Raw genomic sequence first — 19,427 nt, forward strand, 5'->3', positions numbered from 1 at the left:
GGAAGAATGGTCAAAAGCCTTAGACGCCTGACGCTCAGTATGCGTCCGTCAAACCAGCATGGACAGAAACGGATTTAGGTTGCCCCCCGATGGCCACACCCTGCTAAAGGCGCAAATGGTGCAGACACCGAAGAAGACAAGGGCAATTCATTTCGCTCTTTGAATATTTATCTGAGCGAGGGGCGGATCACCCGCCAAATACCGACCAGCCCGTTTTGTTGGCCAGCATTTCCAGAGCTAAGGAACCAACCAGCGAGTTTCCATTCTGATTGAGACCGGGCGACCAGACAGCGACCGAAGCCTTGCCGGGGGCCACTGCCATGATGCCGCCGCCAACGCCGCTCTTGCCGGGCAAGCCTACGTGATAGGCGAAATCGCCGGAGCCATCATAATGGCCGCATGTCAGCATCAACGCGTTGATACGACGAGCACGCTGGCTGGACACGACCGTATGACCTGTGATCGGGTTTTTGCCGTTGGCTGCCAGAAAGAGGCCTGCGCGCGCAAGCTGAGTGCAGCTCATTGCGAGCGCACATTGGTGAAAGTAGACGCCCAGCACGTGATCCACTGGATGCTGCAGCTTTCCATAGGACTTCATGAAATTTGCGAGCGCCATGTTGCGAAAACCTGTCGCTGCCTCAGACCGGGCAACCTCCGGATCGATCGCGATTGTCGGATCGTCTGCAAGATACTGAACAAAACGAACGATCTCGCCAATTGCCTCGCGTGGCGTGTGGCCAGCAAGTACGGAATCCGAAATGACAATTGCACCGGCATTGATGAAGGGATTGCGCGGCTTGCCGTGCTCATGTTCCAGCTGGACAATGGAGTTGAAGGCAGAGCCTGAAGGTTCGCGACCGACCCGGTTCCACGTTGTTTCGCCATGCTTGCCCAGTGCCAAAGTCAGAGTGAAGACCTTGGACACGCTCTGAATGGAGAAGGCTTCGTCGCAATCGCCAGTCTTGTAGACGGTGCCGTTGAGGTCAATGATGGCGATGCCGAACTTGTTCGGGTCGACACGCGCAAGCGATGGGATGTAGTCAGCCACCTTGCCTTCGCCGGTCCGCGGCTTCAACGTATGATGGATCTCTTCGACCAAAGCCTGTAGGTCCGCCATTCTTTCCCGTCGCTCCGATGATTGTCTGTGTCACCTCTATGCGCAAAGAAGGTGAAACTCGCAAGCGGTCTCACCTCCGCCAGAGCGCGGCTTGGCGTCACAAACCGCCGAGGCAAATGTATTTCATTTCGAGATAATCTTCCAAACCGTGCCGCGAGCCCTCTCGGCCGATGCCGGATTGCTTCATTCCACCAAAAGGTGCCGCTTCCGAAGACATCCGGCCCGTATTGACGCCCACCATTCCGTATTCGAGGGCTTCGGCAACGCGCCAAACACGCTTCATGTTCGAAGCATAGAAGTAGGCTGCCAGGCCGTAGATCGTGTCATTCGCCTCACGAATAACCTCGTCGGCATCGTCAAAGCGAATGATGGGGGCCAGAGGACCGAAGGTCTCTTCCTGAGCAAGCTTCATCGTCTTGCTGACATTGGTGATGACCGTTGGCTGGAAGAAAGTTCCGTCATTGCCGCACTGCCTGCCGCCGCAACGAACCTGTGCGCCTTGCGCCAATGCATCATCGATGTGTTGTTTCATCTTGAACAACGCACGCTCATCAATAAGAGGGCCGACCGTCGTCGCTGAATCGAAGCCGTCTCCCACGACAAGCGACTGGACGCGATGCGCAAATTTTTCGGCGAACTCATCGTAGACGGCTGCCTGAACGTAAAGACGATTGGCGGAGACGCAGGTCTGGCCCGCATTTCGAAACTTTGCCTGTATCGCGCCATCGACAGCCTCATCGATATCCGCGTCATCGAAAACGATGAATGGAGCATTTCCTCCCAATTCGAAGCTGATCCGCTTGATCTGATCCGAACACTGGCGCATCAGAATGCGGCCCACCTCTGTCGAGCCGGTGAAGCTGATCTTGCGGACCTTCGCATTGGTGCAAAGCTCGGTGCCGACTGCTTCACCTTCCGCAGCATACACGAGGTTGACGACGCCTTCGGGGAAACCGGCCAGACGCGTGAGCGCGAACATGGCACCCGCAACAAGCGGCGTTTGTTCGGCTGGTTTGATGATGACTGTACATCCCGCTGCCAGCGCTGGAGAAATCTTGCGCGCGACCATGGACGCCGGAAAATTCCAGGGTGTGATGGCACCAACAATGCCAACCGGTTGCTTGATCACCAGCATTCGCCGGTCGTTTGAAGGGGCGGAAATCGTCTCTCCGTAGATGCGGTTTGCCTCTTCCGCATACCACTGCAGATAGGCCGCCGCATGGGCCACCTCCGATTTGGCTTCTGCCAAAGGCTTTCCCATCTCTGCTGTCAGGATCGCGGCAAGATCGTCGCTATGTTGCAGGATTAGACGATGCCAGTTCCAGAGAATGTTGGATCGTTCGCGCGCGGTCAGACCGGCCCATTTTTCCTGCGCGGCTTCCGCCCGGTCGATAGCGATACGCACCTCTTCCACGCCCATGTCCGGCAATTCGGCCAGCAATTCGCCTGTCGACGGATTGAAGACCTTGAAACGCTTGAGAGTCGAAAGCTCCCCAGATGGCAATTCGGCGAGTGCCTCGAAAAGGGCGGGTTCTTTGAGATGCTTGAGCAAGGCGGAAGTAATGGTCACGGCGAAGTCTCCTTGCCGCCTTCTACTCTGTGGAACTGGCCGGAGCCAGTTCTTTTCGTAGCATTCAATCCACCACAGCTTCCATCAACCGATGAATAATCTTGCGGTCGAATTGTTCGTTTCGCTCATACATCCAGTCCAACGCTTCCTTCGACGTCCAGGGCTTCTTGTATGGTCGGGTAGATGTCAGCGCATCATAGACATCACACACTGTGCCAATACGAACGGCAAGGCTGATTTCTGATGCCTTCAAGGCTCTTGGATAACCCTTGCCGTCCAGAGTTTCGTGATGGTTTCGGCAAACCTCCAGGATAAGTTCGCACTCTATGCCGTTCTTGCGCAGAATATCGTAACCAACGTCCGGGTGCGATTGGATGATCCGCCGCTCTTCGGGCGTCAGCGCGCCGCTCTTGCCAAGGATCTGGTTTGGCGTGAAAAGCTTGCCTATGTCGTGCAGCAAGCCAGCCATGCCGAGTTCGAGGATCGTTTGCTCCTTCAGACGCAGCAATTGACCGATGCGCATCATGAGCGTGCTGACGCTGAGACAATGCAGATAGGTGGCTGTATCCTTCTTGCGCAACCGTGTCATCTGGATCAGCGCTGACGTCGAGCGGGTAGCCACCTCCTCCAGCGTACGGACGACCCCGCGCGTCTTTTCCAGATCAAATTCCTTGCCAGCAACCAGTTGATCAAAAACGGAATAAACATCATTGATGCCCTGCATCAGGGCAGTCGCAACAATCTGGCTCTCGACAAGCTTCTCCTTCGCTTCGCTGAGCGAATCCTTCGGCTTGGTCTCCGGTTTGGCACAACCAAGCGTCGTGTTGATCAGAACAGAAGCGGCTGATGTCAGGCGGATGGCATCAAGGTCCTCTTTCTCCCGAAGAAGAAAGCGCTTTTTATTGAACTCAGCGTCGGGACATTCCACAGCCTCCACATACATGCCCTGGCAGAGCGAATGCTTCGAAATGCGAACCAGCATGGCGTTCCTACGCAGACAAGAGATGGGCCTGTATTGGAAGGAACTTAGTTACAAATATCTAATTCATTACTGATGAAATCCGTAAAATTGCAGCTACAGCAATAAAACTGTCTCAAGAATAGCCGATATACTCTCAATTTTTAGGTGGGAGACACGAACTCATCTGGAGAGTGACCGCCGCAGGGATGAGGCGGTCACGGGTACAATACGGACAAGCGGAGTTCAGGAAACAGTGATCTCGATCTTTTCTGCCTGGAACCCGCTGCCATGTGCAGTTAAAGTCATGACGCCTGAACTCTCACCCGCTTCAACATAGACGCCGACAACGCCACCCTTGAAGCTGACGAGGCTTCCACCAATCAAGCGGCCTGGACCTTCAAGAGCAAGCGTGACAGGTTCGTTGAAGAACGGCATCACATTTCCGGCTTGATCAAGAGCTCGCAGGATAACGCGCGTCGTATCCTTGCAACCTTTTTCCAACAGGTCAGTATCGGCAACCATTTCGAGGTTCGTCGGCACCGGATCTGCTGGCATGAAGATTGATTTCACCGCCACGCCATCGAGATAACCGATGATCGTTCCGTCTCGCCAGGTCATGCCCCATTCACCGAATTCTTCCGGTGTCACCATATGGCGTTCCAGAATGCAGGGCGGATGATCGAGATGCGGGTAGGTCACTCTGTCCGGCTCGATGCGCTTGGTCACATTGCCGATCTTCACCTCAACATAGTCACAGTTGGTCAGAACGATCAGCGGAAGGACCCCGCCGATGTTGCGCTCTCCACGCGCCCAGAACGTGACCGGTTGAAGCACCACTCCGTCGCTCGGCGACCCTTGGGATGCATAGACCGCGGCAGCGAACTTGGGTTCGCGATAGATATCGAGGACCCCATGGTAGCAGATGCGGTCACCGGATCCGAAATCCTTGTGCGTGTTGTAGTCGGCCATGCACCATCCGATGCAGCCAGATGTTGATGGCGTGCCGGCTGAAGCGTTGAGAATGGCAAGATGCCGGCTGACATGTTCCAGTTGGCGCTGTTCTTGATCGAAACGCTTGGTGGGATACATATGCCCGCCATATTCGGTCACAAGATATGGCACCTTGCGGTCGAGTCCGGTGACTTCCTGTTGATCCCTCAGGATGATCCGATCGCGATTGTGCCCCGGCAATTCTTCCATGCCGAGAATGAAGTCATTCATCGTGAAGACGTCTTCCAGCATTTCGCTTTCAGGAATGTAACGTACGCCGCCGGTCTGCCGAGTGGGATCCAACTCCCTCGCCACGCGATTCGTCTCGACGTAGAAGTCATGGTCGTCCTTGCTCTCATTGATCCGGACGCCCCAAATGATGATGGATGGATGGTTCCAGTCACGTTCGATCATGCGGCGCACGTTGCGAACGGACCCCGCCTTCCAGCTCTCACCCCCGATGTGCTGCCAACCGGGAATTTCTTCAAACACCAGCAAGCCGATTTCATCACAGCGATTGAGGAAATACGGCGACTGCGGATAGTGTGACGTCCGCACGATATTGCAGCGCAAATCGTGTTTCAGTATGTCGGCGTCCTTTTCCTGGCCACGCTGGCCCATGGCATAGCCAAGATGTGCCCAGGACTGGTGGCGGTTCAGGCCGCGCAATTTGACGACCCGACCGTTGAGTTTGAAGCCATCCGTGGTGAATTCCGCTGTCCGGAAACCGAAACGGTGAGCGCTCGTATCCCGCCCGGATGGAGCATCCAGCTCAAGTTCGAGCGTATAGAGGCGAGGATCATCAATGTCCCACAACTGAATATTTCGAAGCCCTGCGAGCTCGATTTCGACAGTCTCCGCGGCAATGGACACGCAATGGCAGGCGATCGTTTCACCATCACTCCCCTTTAGCGTGACGCCGATTTCTCCATTAATGCTCAAGCCTTGCGGGTTCGAGAGGGCAACCCGTGCCTTGATTGTCTTTTCCTCGGCCAAGGCATCCGGCGTTTCAATCTTGACGAGCCCGACAGAGACCGGAGCGGTGGCCTTCAACCAGACATCGCGGTAGATGCCTGCATAGGTCAGATAATCGATGACACCCCCGAATGGCGGAATCTCAGGGTTCTCAGACCCATCCACCCTGACCGTGATCAGATTTGAACCCTTGTTGAGATGGGGCGTCAGCCTTGCCTCAAACGGTGTATACCCATCCTTGTGTGAAACGACCTCGGTGCCATTTACGAACACGACGGCATCGGCCATGGCCCCGTCAAAAACCAGGCTGATTTCCCTTCCCTCGAAGACATCACGCCAGGCAAGGCTCGTCTGATATGTGAATGCTCTCTGGTAGCATTTCTCATCAAAGTAATTGTAGGGAAGCTCTACCGCAGTATGGGGAAGCGAAATGCTCTCGCCATTCACCTCCTCGGCAATCCAGCCCGCGTCAAAACCGTGCTTGAATGTCCAGCCCGAATTGAACCGCTCCCACATACGCATTGAACCCTCCAGATATTTATCGATTGGCAGTCCGAGCGGAATCGATCAGACCTTGATACCTTGCGCATTGTGATAATAAGCAGCATCGGGTGGCGCAAGGCACTTGTATGATCACCTGACCTCTTGCCATCCATACGTCCCGGATTGCGGGTATAGCGGTCAATAGCGAGCAAGGAGAAACCTATGAGCCAGAGCTTCGATGTCGCAGTGATCGGACTGGGCGCTATGGGTAGCGCAGCTCTGGCGGAGCTGGCAGAACGCGGCTTCAAGGTCATCGGTTCCGAACGGCATTACCCGGCGCATCCTCTGGGATCGTCACATGGTGACAGCCGAATGATCCGCCTCGCCTATTTCGAAGACCCGTCTTATGTCCCAATTCTTCAGAGAGCCTATGCCAAGTGGCGCGAACTGGAGCAGCGATCCGGACAGGAAGTCCTTTCCGTAACGGGCGTGCTCCAGATCGGACTGCCCGATAGTGACCTGCTTCGCGGTGTACTTGCCTCCTGCGCGCTGCACGGATTGAGCCATGAAGTGCTGGATGCGTCCAGTACAATGGCCCGTTTCCCGGCCTTTTCCCTCGACCCTGATGAAATGGCAATCCTTGATCCCGAGGGAGGCTTCGTAAGGCCTGAGATAGCCATCTCGCTTCAGGTCAAGCGGGCTGCAGCGGCAGGCGCAGTGATGCATTTTGGGGAGACAATCACTCACATCGATCCGGGCCAGGGCGGCGTCTCGGTTGTTTCGAACCACGGCAGATATTTCGCGAAAAAGGTCATCGTGGCCACCGGCGCCTGGATCAACCAACTCGTTCCCCGGTTACAAGGGAAGGCAAAGCCGATCCGCCAGGTGGTTGCCTGGTATCATCCGAAGCAGGCGCTCAACGCACAACAGGGAAGAATGCCCGGATTCATCCGCGACGAAGGTCCCAATGGCGCGTTCTTCGGCTTTCCAGCCATCGGTTCCGACGGCGTGAAGATTGGACGTCATCTTCATTTCAATCAGCCTCTTGACCCGGACGAGCCGAATGCACCCGTCGACGATGAGGATTTTACGCTTCTGGATCAATTCGCACACCATCGGCTACCGACGGTCGCGAGCTTCCGGCACAAGGCCATTACCTGTCGCTATACGATGATGCCGAACGAGAATTTCCTGATCGACTTCCTGCCGGGCACGGATGACATTATCATCTGCTCTGCTTGCTCGGGTCATGGTTTCAAGTTCGCCAGCGTCATCGGAGAAATTCTTGCCGATCTGGCAGAGAAGAGCACCACCGACCTGCCGATCGGTTTATTCGCCTTTGACCGTCATTTTCCGGGCTGATCGTCTGGGGCCTGGTTTAGCGGAACCTGTAAAGATTGAGGCTTACCCGCTCGTCGAGCGAGCAACCCTCAAACAAAGCTGTGTTTTCTTATATCCGCGATTCAAGGGCCGCCGTCATTCGGTCAAGCCCCTCCACCAGAAGAGAGCGGGGGCAACCGAAATTGAGACGGATGAAATTGCCGTAGGCGGCACCGAAGTCAGACCCGGCACTAAATGCGACCTTGCCGCGGTTGAGGAAAAAGGCCTGCGGCGGCTCCGGTAGATCCAGCGCGCTGCAATCCAGCCAGGCAAGATAGGTACTTTGCGCGGGAACGATACGAATTTTCGGAAACCGCCGCGCAATCTCGGACTGCAAGTAATCCCGGTTGCCTTCCAGATAGCTCAGAAGAGCCTCGCGCCACTCACTTGCCGACATATAGGCGGCATGGGCTGCTTCAAGACCGAAGAGATTGACACTGTCGACCAGACCAAGACGGGACGCGTTGAAGCGCTGGCGCAACTGCGGATTCGTGACGATTGCAAATGCCGCCTTCAGTCCCGCAATGTTATAGGTCTTGCTTGCCGACATGAGCGTGATCGTACGATCCGCGATCTCTGCAGACAGCGAAGCGATGGGAATATGGCGGCGACCATCGAGTAGAAGCTCACAATGGATCTCGTCGGAGATCACCAGAACATCATGGCGAATGGCAGATTGTGCGATGTGGCCGAGCTCTTCGCGGGTGAAAACCTTACCCGTTGGATTATGCGGATTGCAGAAAAGAAATACCCTTGAACGCCCCATCCCTTCGTCCAGAGCGTCTGCGTCGATGGAATAGCCGTCGTTACTTTCTCTCAGCGGGACCTCGATGCTTTGTAGTCCCCAATGTCGGTGAGCGGTCAGAATGGGGTTGTAGACAGGTGTCTGGATCAAGAGCCCGTCATCTGGTTTGGTCTCTGACTTGAGCGCCATGTTGAAGCCTGGCTCGACGCCAGGGAGGAAAACGATGTCGTCCGGGCTGATCGTCCAACCATACTTCTTCTGCATATCATCGACGATCTGTGTCCGCAGACTGTCCTGAGGCAGACAATAGCCGAAGACGCCGTGCTCGACGCGGTGACGAAGCGCCTCGATCACCGATGGCGGTGCGGCGAAGTCCATATCCGCCACCCACATCGGCAATATGTCCGACGGATAGGCACCCCATTTCTTGGCGTCTGTACCGAGGCGGGTAACAACAGTGTCGAAATCAAATGAAGTCATGGTTTCCAGTTTCTGGCTTTGCGCGTGAGACTTTGGGATGAGGTTGAAGCAGCATCAAGCCAGCTCGGCAAGGCGTTTCTCCAGACGCAAAAGCAATCTGTCTACCTCTGCCACAGCCTTGGTGCCGAGCGCCGCACCCGGGCGGCGCTGAGCCTGACTGGAGATAACGCCACGTTTTTCAAGCACGTATTTTCGCACCGCAAGACCGAGCCCGGGCTGCTGCTCGAAGCGGGCTAGAGGAAGATAGGCATCAAAAATGTCCTGTGCCCGATCGAGATTGCCCGCGCCGGCCAGTTTACAGACATTGACCATCATCTCCGGGAAGGCAAAGCCCGTCATTGCGCCATCGGCACCACGCGCCATTTCTTCCGGCAAGAACACCCCGCCGTTGCCGCAGAGAATGGAGATACGACGGCGACCGGCAGCTTCTGCAGCACGAAGTTCACTGATCTTGTCGAGCCCGGGCCAATCTTCATGTTTCAGCATCACCATGCTTGGAAGCGCTTCGATGATCGCACCGATCGTTCGTGGCGAAATCTGGACGCCCGTCACGAGAGGAAAGTCCTGCAAAACGAAAGGCACATCCTCACCAATCGTGGCAACGACGTTGCGATAATATCCGATAATCTGGTCGTCCGTGCGCAGGGAACCCGGTGGCGCGACCATGACACCTGCCGCTCCAAGGTCCATGACGGCTTTCGTCAACTCCCCGATGGCCGCAAGTCCCGGTGCCGAGACGCCGACGATGACGGGTCGTCCGGCGGAGCGGGCAAGAACCTGTTTTGTGATCGCAATCGATTCCTGTTGTGTAAGCTTCGGTGCCTCCCCCATGATGCCAAGAATGGTGAGGCCATCCGTGCCTTTGTCGAAATAGAAATCGACCATGCGATCGACGCTTGCGGTATCGATCGCTCCATCGTCCTTAAAGGGGGTGACGGCGATGATGTAAACGCCTTTGCTGTCGGCGGAAATGCGGCTCATACTCTGCCCTCTGCGGCCTTTGCGGGAAAGTGGCTATTCGTGCGCTGCGCGCTATTGGCGCGACGGCGCATTTCTGGCATGGCCGCACCCGGAAACGCAAGGCGCCCGCGCTGCCTATTGCCTCCGCCCAATCCCTGGTCTAATAATTTCATATGAAATTAATGTTCGCGATGGGAGCGAGATGACGACACAACGCATGCACGGAACGCCTACCGAACTCTCAGCAAACCCGGAGTTTCTGGATCTGGGCGAGCTTGGGCATTCGCTCGGATTTCTTCTTCAAATGGCGCACAAAGCTGCATCTGAGGAACAATCGGAACTCCTCAAGGACGACGATCTAGGCCTGAGTTTCAACGAGTTCATCGTCCTCAAGGCCGTAGCCCTCAACCCGGGCATTTCGCAGGGCTTCCTTGCTGACTTGTACCGAATCACCTGGCCAAGCATGAGCAGACTGATTGCGTCGATGGAAAAGCGTGATCTCGTTCGGCGGGTTATCCCTCCGGAAGATCGCCGCTGCGTTGGACTTTGCCTGACTGCTGAGGGAGAACGCGCAGTCGTCAAACTTTCGGTGGCCGTGAACGCAGCCAATGAACAGGTGTTCAGCCATCTCAATCCCGACGAGAGGCACGTGCTGGTAACACTCCTTCGACGCATCGTCGATCGCCACGCCGCCGGCGGATCTGACGCACTTCCGGCGGCAACTACCATCTAAGAATCCGTCCGCCGAGCAGCCAGCCACCAAAGGCCACCAAGGTTATTCCGATGAAGTACCACGTCGCCACAAACAGCGGGCTGTCGTCAGGGCAATGCAATGCATAAACGGACCCAGCAATTGCACCAGACGCAAACCCCGCGGCGGCACCGGCCAGTGACGGGCTCACAGGTGCTGCCTGCTTCAGCGCAGCGAAAATAAGGGCCAGCGGAGCGAGCGACAGAAGCGGAAGGAACAGCAGGCAAAAGCCAGGATTTTGACCAATGAGCCTTGCTCCCCATTCTCCCGAAGCAACGCTTCTCAACTCCAGAACAATCCCCGAGACAAACAGGAGGACCGGCACAGCAAGAATTGCGAGAGCTGGTTTGAGGGATACTCCCGGCTTTCCTATGATCAAGGCGATCCGGGTACAGGTTGCAGCCAGGATGAACATCAGGCCGATCTTGAATGCAACGCGAGGGGTCTGGATCGCTTGCGCAAGATCGGGGCGCAGGCCGATGGTACCAATCAGCAGCAGCACGGATATCAGAAGCCCGCCGATGACAGCGACTGCGAACACGGGATTGAAGCGATGCCTGACACGCGCATCCTGTGTCATGAGCTTGATGAGGTCGTCTGTCTGCACGCTATTCACTCCTGTAGAGCATCGCCAGCCCTTTAAGTGCTCGATGCAGCGCGACCCGCACGGCGCCCTCTGACATTTTGAGGCGTTCCGCAGTTTCCCGAATGCCATCTCCGCTCACGGAGATGGAACGAACGATTTCGCGTTGTGGATCACGCAATCCAGCGAGCATTTTCTCCAGGTCGGCCGGTTCCAGCCCCGATCGACGATCTTCAGCCTGTAGCGTTTCCATCACGTCATCGATCGGAACACTGATATGTCTGCCGCGCTTGCGAAAGCTGTCGATCATCTTGTTCCGGACGATGGTCGATAGCCATGGCCCTATAGGGCGCGACGTGTCCCATGTAGCGCGCTTGAGATGAACTGCCAGCAAAACCTCTTGAACAACGTCCTCCGCCTCACCCGCCGATATGCCAAGCATATTGCAACGCTTGCGGGCCATGGAACGCAGATAAGGCGTCACAGCCCGCAGAAAGCGATCATAGGCCGCGGCATCGCCATCCACGGCCAGACGCAGCCAGTTTCCCCACTCCACCTCACGGGCCGACTGATTCATTCGCCCCTCAAACTCGGTATCCACCACCCCGTCGCACCAGACGATGCGCAGTTCGAGGTGCTGCGGAACGGCCTGATGGTTTCCTATTCAACTGTCAAGCAGAGAAGAGTTCAAGATAGACTTCGAAACACATCTTATACGCGGTCATGGTCCAGGGTGAGCCAGCTTTTTCTCTACGGCTTCACTGTCCGGCAGATGAGGTAATCAAGGGAGATGCGACCCGCTCCCAACCGCATGATGCAAAGCGCCATGGCCGCCCAGGTCAAGTGAATTGGCCATCCGTCAGGAACCGTGATCTGTATGACAAGCGTCATGGCCAGCAGAGCGAGTGATGCAAAACGTGTCGCCAGACCGACCACGAGAAGCGCCGAGAAGACGACCTCGCCGCATCCGGACAGAAACGCCATCACCATAGGCATTGGATAGGGATAGGGTCCTCCCGGCAGATGCAGCATGAATTCCTGACTGAAGAGGTCGATCGCCGTATCACTGAGTTGAAGAAAGCCATCCCACTTCAGAACCCCGGACTTCCAAAACGGAATTGCGAGACCAAGTCGAACAATCAACGAGACTACGTCCGGCTGAGCCAGTAATTGAATGCGTGAAAGTGCGATCGCAGTTGCCTTTCCCAGGCTGTCGACAGCCGAGCGGTTTCCGGTCCGTGTCATATCAGTCATCGATATGGTCCATTTCGAGGGAGGAAAATACGTTTGCCTCAAGCATGACGGCGATAAGCCGCGCCAGATCAAGGTCGGGGTTCAGGCCAAGCCCCACCTGCGCTGCATCCTGCAGATGCGCACCGTGTGACAAGGCAAGCAGGAATTCGGCGGCACCAGCATCCAGTAGCCTGACCTGGACCTGGTTGCCGCTGCGCGTAATCAGGGCGTCTTCAGGCCTGTCGTTAACCGGCAAGACTTCGCCGTCAGCCCGGTTTTGAGAGAAAATAGATACGGCAGGATAGAGAGAGCGCACGATCCTTGTAGCCGGATGCATGGTGAAGCGGATCAGGCCAACCCGTTCTTGCGGGATAGCAGCCAATCGGGCAGGATCGAGCCCATCTGCATCGGCCGCATGGTAGGCATCCAGCCAGGCCCGCTCGATACGTGCAACATCCGGCAGCCATGGCATGGTCTGAGCATATTCGTAGGCTTCAATGAACTCGGCGAAATCTCGGCCATATTCGAAGAGGAGCGGCGACGAGGGCGGTTTGGCGCGAATGTAGAAGCGTGCCATGGCGCGAAAGAAATCAGGACCGGTGATGCGCTGGACGGCAGGGAAAATGGAAGCGACCGCGTTGATCAAACCGACCGTGACGTTGTTGCGATAGATATTGTAGCGGTCCGCGAGCACTGTACCCTGCGGGGAGCGCAGGTCTTTGGGGACAGGGGAATCTGGCGCAAGAAGGCCTGACGAAAACAGGAATGCCTGCTCCCGAGCCGACTGCGAGAGCTGAACGGTGTTATTCTGCGGCATCACGCACCTGCCCTGTCGCACCATGACGATCCAGAATGTCCTGAGCGGCAAGCGCTTCGGCGCGCAAAACAGGCCAGTCGGGGATTTCACTATCCCATTCGATCAATGTCGGAACAGGGCCGCAGCGAGTGATGATTGTCTCGTAAAGTTGCCAGACCGCATCGGCGACGGGCCCGTCGTGGCTGTCGATCAGAACCCTTTGGCCTTCACTGTCCACCTGCTCCGCGTGGCCGGCCAGATGCACCTCACCGACCGCAGCGAGCGGAAAGGTTTCCAGATAGGTAATGGGTGAAAATCGATGATTGGCCGCAGATACAAAGACATTGTTGACGTCGAGCAGGAGCCCGCAGCCGGTGCGTCTGACGACTTCAGCGAGGAAATCGGTTTCACTGATCGTCGAATGATCGAACGCGACATAGGTTGATGGGTTTTCCAGAAAGATCCGTCGTCCTATCGTTGACTGCATGCGGTCGACATGCTCACAGACATGCAGAAGTGTTGTCAGGTTGTAGGGCAGTGGCAGCAGGTCGTTGAAGAAGACATTCTCATGGGTCGACCAGGCAAGGTGCTCGGAAACCATCGCAGGTTCGTAACGCTCGACAAGTATTCTGAAGCGCTCAAGATGCTGCGGGTCCAAAGGTGATGGCCCGCCCAATGACATGCAGACCCCGTGAATGGATACGGGATAGTCTCGCCGGATTGATTCCAGTGCCGCATGCGCGGGACCGCCAGCACCCATGTAGTTTTCAGCATGGACCTCGAAGAAGCCCTGTTGTGGTGGATCCTCGAGGATGGCTGCAAAATGCTCCGGCTTGAAACTGGTACCGGCCTGACCGGCCACACGATGAGGGGTAAAGCGGAGAGTTTCAGCCTTGCCTGCAGGCTGCTGCCGTATCAAATGTGTTCTGGCCATTCGCCCCTCCGCTCCCACCAGCTTGAACTTAGGTATCGCGTGTCAAGGGCGTCAGCGAGCCCTTGCGGTCACCGGGCAACTGAAGCGAAATGCAGGTGCCACCTTGAACGAACTTCCATGCATTGCCCTGGAAGTCCTTGGTCGAACTGCCTTGGCAGCTAGTGCCGGGACCCGCTGCGCAATCGTTCTGACCCTTGAGCGAAACGCCAAAGCACTTTTCTTTCTTGGCCGCCACAGCAGCGTCGGCTTCAGCTTTGGTAAGGGGACCGGCGATTGCGAGCGTCGATAGTGCAGAGGTGATTGCACCGGCGAGCAGCACAGTGCTAATTGAGGCTTTCGACATCATATGTTCTCCGTTGCTGGTGGTGCCGCATTGGGCGACACACAGGCAATTCGGGAACGGGAGGCCATTCGTTACAAGCCTGATGATAACGAACGCGTGATCGCCAGACTTATCTGCGACGCAGTGTGGCAGGGCCCGACACGATCCAGTCAGCTAATGATCGACTGAAGGGAGGCAACGAGCAAAAGCGCCATGACGATGTTGAAGGCGCGCATACGCTTGTGAGAAGAGAGCCATCCTCGCAGGATCGTTCCAAATGCTGCCCAACTCCCAACACTTGGAGCATTGACGAGCGCAAATGCAAGCGCGAGCACGGCGACGCTCCATAAAGAGGCGCTTTCAGGCAAATAGGTCGTCAACGCACCCATCGCCATGATCCAGCATTTCGGATTCACCCATTGGAACAACGCAGCTTCTGCAAACGTCAGAGGTGGACGGGCCTCCTGCGCTTCATTGTCCATCGGGCCGGAGGTGGCAAGTTTCCAAGCCAGCCATAGCAGATAAAGGCAACCAATCCAGCGCAGGACGGTTTGCGCCTGCGGCACGGCAAGAAAGATTTCCCCAAGGCCCGCCCCGATGACCAACACCATCAATGCAAAACCGAGAGAAACGCCCAGGATGTGCGGAATGGATCGTACGAGGCCGTAGTTCACGCCTGAAGCGAGCAACATCGTGTTGTTTGGTCCAGGAGTTATTGATGTAACAAAAGCATAGATCGCAAATGCGATAAATTGGTCCGGCATCGCGGTGTCTCGCTCTTGAAGAAAATTACTTCTAACTTGTTCTGGTTAGCGATCGAGACACTTGCCGTAAATCACAATCATGTATCGATACACTTCAGGATGTGTGCCTGTCTGCGTTATCGATCAAATGCGTTTCAGCTCAGACGCCGATGAAATTCTCCGAGGTCACAACCAGAGGCTGGCTGGAGATCTTCGCCAGGAGCGCCAATGCTGCGTCCAGTTCCGACCGTTTGGGCGCACCAAGGCATAGCCTCACTCCCGTCTTCGGTTGTTGGCAATCCACCATGAAAATAGATGGCGGACTGACAAGAATACCGGAAGCCGCAGCGCGGTTTGCCACTTGTTCCGCAGCCAGAGACGACATTGGCAACCATGCATGTAAACTGCCACCATCGCGGGGAAGACAGGCATCCGGCAAATGGTGGCGGGCAAGACGAACGCGTTGTTCGGCCTCCTCTCGAACGGTGGCACGTACCGAGGCGATCACCCCTTCGCGTAACCAGAAATTCAAGAGCATGCAAAAAATTGGTGACGCCATCGACGTTGTCGCCTGAAGGCCTGAACGAGAGCGGTCGGCGAACGCCAGCGGCGCAACGATGATGCCGATACGCAAACCCGGAGAAACCATCTTTGAAAAGCCATTGATGTAGAAAACGCGTTCCGGCGCAAACGTTACCAGCGGCTTGCAGTCAGATGGCGTGAAAAGCGAATAAACATCGTCTTCAACGATCAGCACATCATGTGCTCGGCACACATCCACGATCTCCTGGCGTCGTGTCATCCCCATCGTCGCAGTGGTTGGATTGTGCAGGGTCGGAGTTACGTAGATCACCCGATGGGAGGTCCGGTCACTCGCAGCGAGCGCTGAATCGAGATGTGCCGGAATCAGACCCTGTTCATCGATCGGCAAACCGACCAGCTTGCATCCGAGGTATTTTGCCGCTTGGATGGCTCCCGGATAGGTTACCTCCTCGGTAAACAGCGTTCCCCCAGGGCCGCACGCGGCGTAGAATGCGACTGATAATGCATGTTGTGCTCCGTTTGTGATGAGGATCCGCTCGATCGCTGTATCGATACCCACCTGATGCAGCCAACCGGCGATCATTCGCCGATCATCTGAATTACCTGCCGCAGGCCGATAATGACCGAAATCTTCTGCCGTGACATCTCGAGCGAGCGCCTGGAAACTTGCAACAAGGATCTGCTGACCGAGCAACTGTGGCGGGACATTGACGGACAGATCCGTATATCCGCGTTCACGAACCGCCTGGACGGATACGAACATTCCCCGTCCATGCTCGCTCCGCACCAAACCTCTGCGTTCCAGATCCAGATAGGCGCGAGAGACCGAACCGACGCCGACGCCAAGCCGGTACGCCAAATCTCTGTGTGCAGGCAATCGAGCACCTGCGGGTACCAGGCCTTCGGCAATATCCTCCGCCAAAGCAGTTGCAATACGGTCATGTATCTTTCCTCCGCCCGCCGGCAGACGAGGAATCCATGGAGATACGAGGCGAATGGTATCCTCCCTAAGTGTCACGCAACATGAATCTGCTTTTCAAGACGTCTCCATGGGATTACAGCTACGCGAAATCAACTATAAATTTTAACTAAATAAAATTTGCACCTTTAATTCGAAACTAACCCTCTATTCTTTTTTAAGAATGTAATTTGCAAGTAAACATAAATATAATTACAGTTTTTTGGCGATATCGATATGAAATATAATATAAATCGTATCTCTGATGAATTACATTTCCTTCATCAGCGGATTCTCACTCATTTCATGAGTGCGGAGATGCGATCCGTTACCGCCATCAAAGCTGCCGGACTGGTCGTCAGCTATGGCGATCTTGCGGATAACGCAATGAAAATCGCTGGCAGCCTTCAGCGCCTGGGGATAACCGACGGTGACGGGGTCGGACTGCTGACCTCCAGAAGTCCGGATGCAATCGCTGCGATGCTTGGTATCCTCGCCTGCGGTGCCCACTGGTTGCCACTGGACCCACGCAACCCGATGGAGCGCAACATCAGATGCCTCAATGAGGCCGGCTGTCGTATGCTTTTGGTCGACGAAGTCTCGCAACCCGACCACGCCACGGAAATCGAAACACACCTCCTATCCAAACTGAAGACATCGCGTGCGATCGACCAATGGGCGACGTCCAAACCTGAAGCGCTGGCATACACAATCTTTACGTCGGGTTCTTCCGGTATGCCCAAAGGTGTAGCGATCAGCCATGGAGCGGCTGCAAACCTCATGGATTGGGCTCTCGATACGTTTGGCCGGCCGGGTCTGACACGAACACTGTGCTCAACCCCTTTCTCCTTCGATGTCTCGGTCTTCGAAATCTTTGCGACTCTCTCAGCAGGTGGATGTCTCGAACTTGTTCCATCCATTCTCTCTCTTGCGGATCTTTCCGACAGAAATCAGCTGACACTTATCACAGGCGTTCCTTCCGCCATGGCAGCACTCATGCGGTTTGGCGTCGACATGACAGGGATCAAGGAGATCCTGCTGGCTGGAGAAGCGACGCCACCGGGTCTTGTCCAGAAACTATTTGCAGCAGGAGCCAAACGTGTCTGGAATCTCTACGGACCGACCGAAGATACAATCTATTCGACTGCTCAACCGCTTACGCCTGTCACATTCGCGGCCGTCACTCGGCATGGCGACGTGCCGATTGGTGTGGCCCTGCCGGGACATGTGGCGCTGGTCCTCGATCCGGACGCTAACGAAGTGGCAGCGCACGTCGTCGGGGAGCTATGTCTCATGGGGGTCGGGCTTGCGGACGCGCCGCACCCGGTGCCGGGCGCACTGTCCGAGGCCTATCGCGCCGACAGGTTCGAGGTCCGTCATGGGAAGAGGCTCTACCGCACAGGTGACAGAGCCTGGAAAGATGGCAGCGGCAACTTGCATTTCGCTGGCCGGCTGGATGATCAGATCAAGTGGCGAGGTTTCAGGATCGAGCCGCAGGAGATCACACATGCCATCTGTCAAGTGCCCGGCGTTCTTCGCGCAGAAGTTCGGCTCTGCCCCTGTACGGCCGGACAAATAGACCGGGCCGAACTCGTCGCCTGGGTCATGGCATCAACCGAGGGGGACCACTCGGGTCTTGATGCGGAAATCCGCAAAGCCCTGACGAATGAGCTGCCGGAATGGATGCGCCCTACGACACTTCGGTTTGTCGATACGTTGCCCCTTGGACGACACGACAAGCTGGACCGACGTGCACTCCTCCATCAGCAAGTGGCCATCGGCTGAAACCGGCAAACAATCTTCGCAAACCAATTTCATGAGGAGCCGTCGCAGTGACGCCATCGAACAAGCCATCCTTCGCCGCTCAATACCCTCAAAAATTGAATCATGGTCCGAATGCTCTATCCAAGAGCGTTCCCCTCGAGAACATTGAACCCTACGTCACGTTGAGGTCGTCGCCTGGCAAAAGTAATCCGGTAGACTTTGTCTCCGCCACGCGCGACACGATAGCCACCGCCTTGACCGCGGTTGGCGCCGTCTTGCTCCGCGGCTTCCAGGTTGGTGATGCGCAACGATTTTTCCAGACAGTGGAGGCGCTGGACCCCGAAATCCTGAGCTACTCGGAGCGGTCATCTCCACGACATGCCGTGGCAGACCGGGTCTACACCTCAACAGATCATCCTGCCGATCAGGAGATCGTGATGCACTCGGAGCAATCTTACACTCTCAACTTTCCACGTTTCATCTGCTTCTGGTGCAAGGTGCCTGCCGCGACCATGGGCGCCACCCCTATTGCAAGCAACAGGACTATCCTCGAAGGTCTGCCTTCAGAACTCGTGGAAAAATTCCGCCGCAAGGGCGTCCTCTACCGACGTACCTACACTCCGGGTCTTGGCGTATCGTGGCAAACTGCCTTTCAGACCGATAATCGCGGTGACGTCGAACAGTTTTGCCGAGAGCGCGACATCGAGTTCGAATGGGACCGTGAGGATAGACTGAAGACGAGGCAGTATCGCTCTGCGTTTCAGATACATCCTGTTACCCGGGAGCTCGTCTGGTTCAACCATGCCTTGTTCTTTCACCACACAAGTCTCGATCCAGAGATTGCGTCGGCGCTGATCGACGCTGTCGGGCTCGACAATGTTCCCACAGACACGGCGTTCGGCGACGGCGAGGCCTTTTCAAGCTCGGAAATAGAGGCCATGCGCCGCGCCGTCGCGGCAGCGAAGCGTCGGTTCCCCTGGGAGGTCGATGACGTGCTGCTGCTGGACAACATGCTGATGCAGCACGGCCGCGAGGCGTTCACGGGTGAACGCAAGATCCTCACTTTGATGGCCCGTCCTTACACTTCGCTGCGTGAACCACTGAGATCCCCACTCCAATTCTCTCGTCAGGAGCACTGA

Annotated in this window: 18 protein-coding genes; 4 read left to right on the forward strand and 14 right to left on the reverse strand. The window is 56.1% G+C overall.

From position 1 onward, the window contains the following. Positions 1-187: 187 nt before the first annotated feature. The 4 genes from G6N80_RS04290 to G6N80_RS04305 form a co-directional block, all read right to left on the reverse strand. Positions 188-1,117 carry a glutaminase gene (locus G6N80_RS04290; protein WP_165131541.1) on the reverse strand — a complete coding sequence of 310 codons (930 nt, stop codon included), beginning with the start codon at positions 1,115-1,117 and terminating at the stop codon, positions 188-190. Between the two features lie 97 nt (positions 1,118-1,214). Then, positions 1,215-2,687, reverse strand: a complete 1,473-nt coding sequence (locus G6N80_RS04295; protein WP_165131544.1) for an NAD-dependent succinate-semialdehyde dehydrogenase — start codon at positions 2,685-2,687, stop codon at positions 1,215-1,217. Positions 2,688-2,751: 64 nt separating this feature from the next. Further along, positions 2,752-3,669, reverse strand: coding sequence for a cyclic di-GMP phosphodiesterase (locus tag G6N80_RS04300; protein WP_062556356.1), 918 nt, complete (start codon positions 3,667-3,669; stop codon positions 2,752-2,754). A 222-nt stretch (positions 3,670-3,891) separates the two neighbouring features. Next, positions 3,892-6,135 (reverse strand): glycoside hydrolase family 2 protein, encoded by a 2,244-nt coding sequence (locus tag G6N80_RS04305; RefSeq protein ID WP_165131547.1) that lies wholly within the window; start codon positions 6,133-6,135, stop codon positions 3,892-3,894. Between the two features lie 183 nt (positions 6,136-6,318). Here G6N80_RS04305 and solA point away from each other — a divergent pair, with 183 nt between their 5' ends. Continuing rightward, positions 6,319-7,458 (forward strand): N-methyl-L-tryptophan oxidase, encoded by a 1,140-nt coding sequence (gene solA / locus G6N80_RS04310; RefSeq protein WP_165131550.1) that lies wholly within the window; start codon positions 6,319-6,321, stop codon positions 7,456-7,458. 88 nt (positions 7,459-7,546) lie between these two features. Here the strand turns inward: solA and G6N80_RS04315 are convergent, their stop codons facing one another. Both G6N80_RS04315 and G6N80_RS04320 read right to left on the reverse strand, forming a co-directional pair. Beyond that, positions 7,547-8,701, reverse strand: coding sequence for a MalY/PatB family protein (locus tag G6N80_RS04315; RefSeq protein ID WP_062556353.1), 1,155 nt, complete (start codon positions 8,699-8,701; stop codon positions 7,547-7,549). A 54-nt stretch (positions 8,702-8,755) separates the two neighbouring features. After that, the gene (locus G6N80_RS04320) at positions 8,756-9,682 is read right to left on the reverse strand and encodes a dihydrodipicolinate synthase family protein (protein ID WP_165131553.1); all 927 of its coding nucleotides are present in this window, start codon (positions 9,680-9,682) and stop codon (positions 8,756-8,758) included. A 181-nt stretch (positions 9,683-9,863) separates the two neighbouring features. Here G6N80_RS04320 and G6N80_RS04325 point away from each other — a divergent pair, with 181 nt between their 5' ends. Next, positions 9,864-10,394, forward strand: coding sequence for a MarR family winged helix-turn-helix transcriptional regulator (locus G6N80_RS04325; protein WP_165131556.1), 531 nt, complete (start codon positions 9,864-9,866; stop codon positions 10,392-10,394). Here G6N80_RS04325 and G6N80_RS04330 read toward each other — a convergent pair. The 8 genes from G6N80_RS04330 to G6N80_RS04365 all read right to left on the reverse strand — a co-directional run bounded on the left by G6N80_RS04330 (position 10,384) and on the right by G6N80_RS04365 (position 16,584). Further along, positions 10,384-11,019: an NrsF family protein gene (locus tag G6N80_RS04330; protein ID WP_165131559.1), complete on the reverse strand. Its 636-nt coding sequence runs from the start codon at positions 11,017-11,019 to the stop codon at positions 10,384-10,386. The two genes, G6N80_RS04325 and G6N80_RS04330, sit on opposite strands and share 11 nt — an antisense overlap. 1 nt (position 11,020) lies before the next feature. Next, positions 11,021-11,572: a sigma-70 family RNA polymerase sigma factor gene (locus tag G6N80_RS04335; protein WP_062556350.1), complete on the reverse strand. Its 552-nt coding sequence runs from the start codon at positions 11,570-11,572 to the stop codon at positions 11,021-11,023. A gap of 173 nt (positions 11,573-11,745) precedes the next feature. Continuing rightward, entirely contained in the window at positions 11,746-12,249 is a 504-nt protein-coding gene (locus tag G6N80_RS04340; RefSeq protein WP_165131562.1) for a DoxX family protein, read from the reverse strand. Continuing rightward, positions 12,242-13,045: an HvfC/BufC N-terminal domain-containing protein gene (locus G6N80_RS04345; RefSeq protein WP_165131565.1), complete on the reverse strand. Its 804-nt coding sequence runs from the start codon at positions 13,043-13,045 to the stop codon at positions 12,242-12,244. The genes G6N80_RS04340 and G6N80_RS04345 overlap by 8 nt, the downstream gene beginning before the upstream one ends. Then, a complete protein-coding gene (gene bufB / locus G6N80_RS04350) occupies positions 13,032-13,958 on the reverse strand; it encodes an MNIO family bufferin maturase (protein ID WP_165131568.1) in 927 nt (308 codons plus the stop codon). Before bufB ends, G6N80_RS04345 begins: the two co-directional genes overlap by 14 nt. Positions 13,959-13,986: 28 nt before the next feature. Next, positions 13,987-14,304, reverse strand: a complete 318-nt coding sequence (locus tag G6N80_RS04355) for a BufA1 family periplasmic bufferin-type metallophore (RefSeq protein ID WP_165131571.1) — start codon at positions 14,302-14,304, stop codon at positions 13,987-13,989. A gap of 146 nt (positions 14,305-14,450) precedes the next feature. Continuing rightward, positions 14,451-15,044, reverse strand: coding sequence for a LysE family translocator (locus G6N80_RS04360; RefSeq protein ID WP_165131574.1), 594 nt, complete (start codon positions 15,042-15,044; stop codon positions 14,451-14,453). Positions 15,045-15,183: 139 nt separating this feature from the next. After that, entirely contained in the window at positions 15,184-16,584 is a 1,401-nt protein-coding gene (locus G6N80_RS04365; protein WP_165131577.1) for an aminotransferase-like domain-containing protein, read from the reverse strand. 258 nt (positions 16,585-16,842) lie between these two features. Here G6N80_RS04365 and G6N80_RS04370 point away from each other — a divergent pair, with 258 nt between their 5' ends. Both G6N80_RS04370 and G6N80_RS04375 read left to right on the forward strand, forming a co-directional pair. Beyond that, positions 16,843-18,309, forward strand: coding sequence for an AMP-binding protein (locus G6N80_RS04370; RefSeq protein ID WP_165131580.1), 1,467 nt, complete (start codon positions 16,843-16,845; stop codon positions 18,307-18,309). A 233-nt stretch (positions 18,310-18,542) separates the two neighbouring features. Then, positions 18,543-19,427 carry a TauD/TfdA family dioxygenase gene (locus G6N80_RS04375; RefSeq protein ID WP_162249596.1) on the forward strand — a complete coding sequence of 295 codons (885 nt, stop codon included), beginning with the start codon at positions 18,543-18,545 and terminating at the stop codon, positions 19,425-19,427.

It is taken from the genome of Rhizobium rhizoryzae, from assembly GCF_011046895.1.
GTDB lineage: Bacteria > Pseudomonadota > Alphaproteobacteria > Rhizobiales > Rhizobiaceae > Neorhizobium > Neorhizobium rhizoryzae.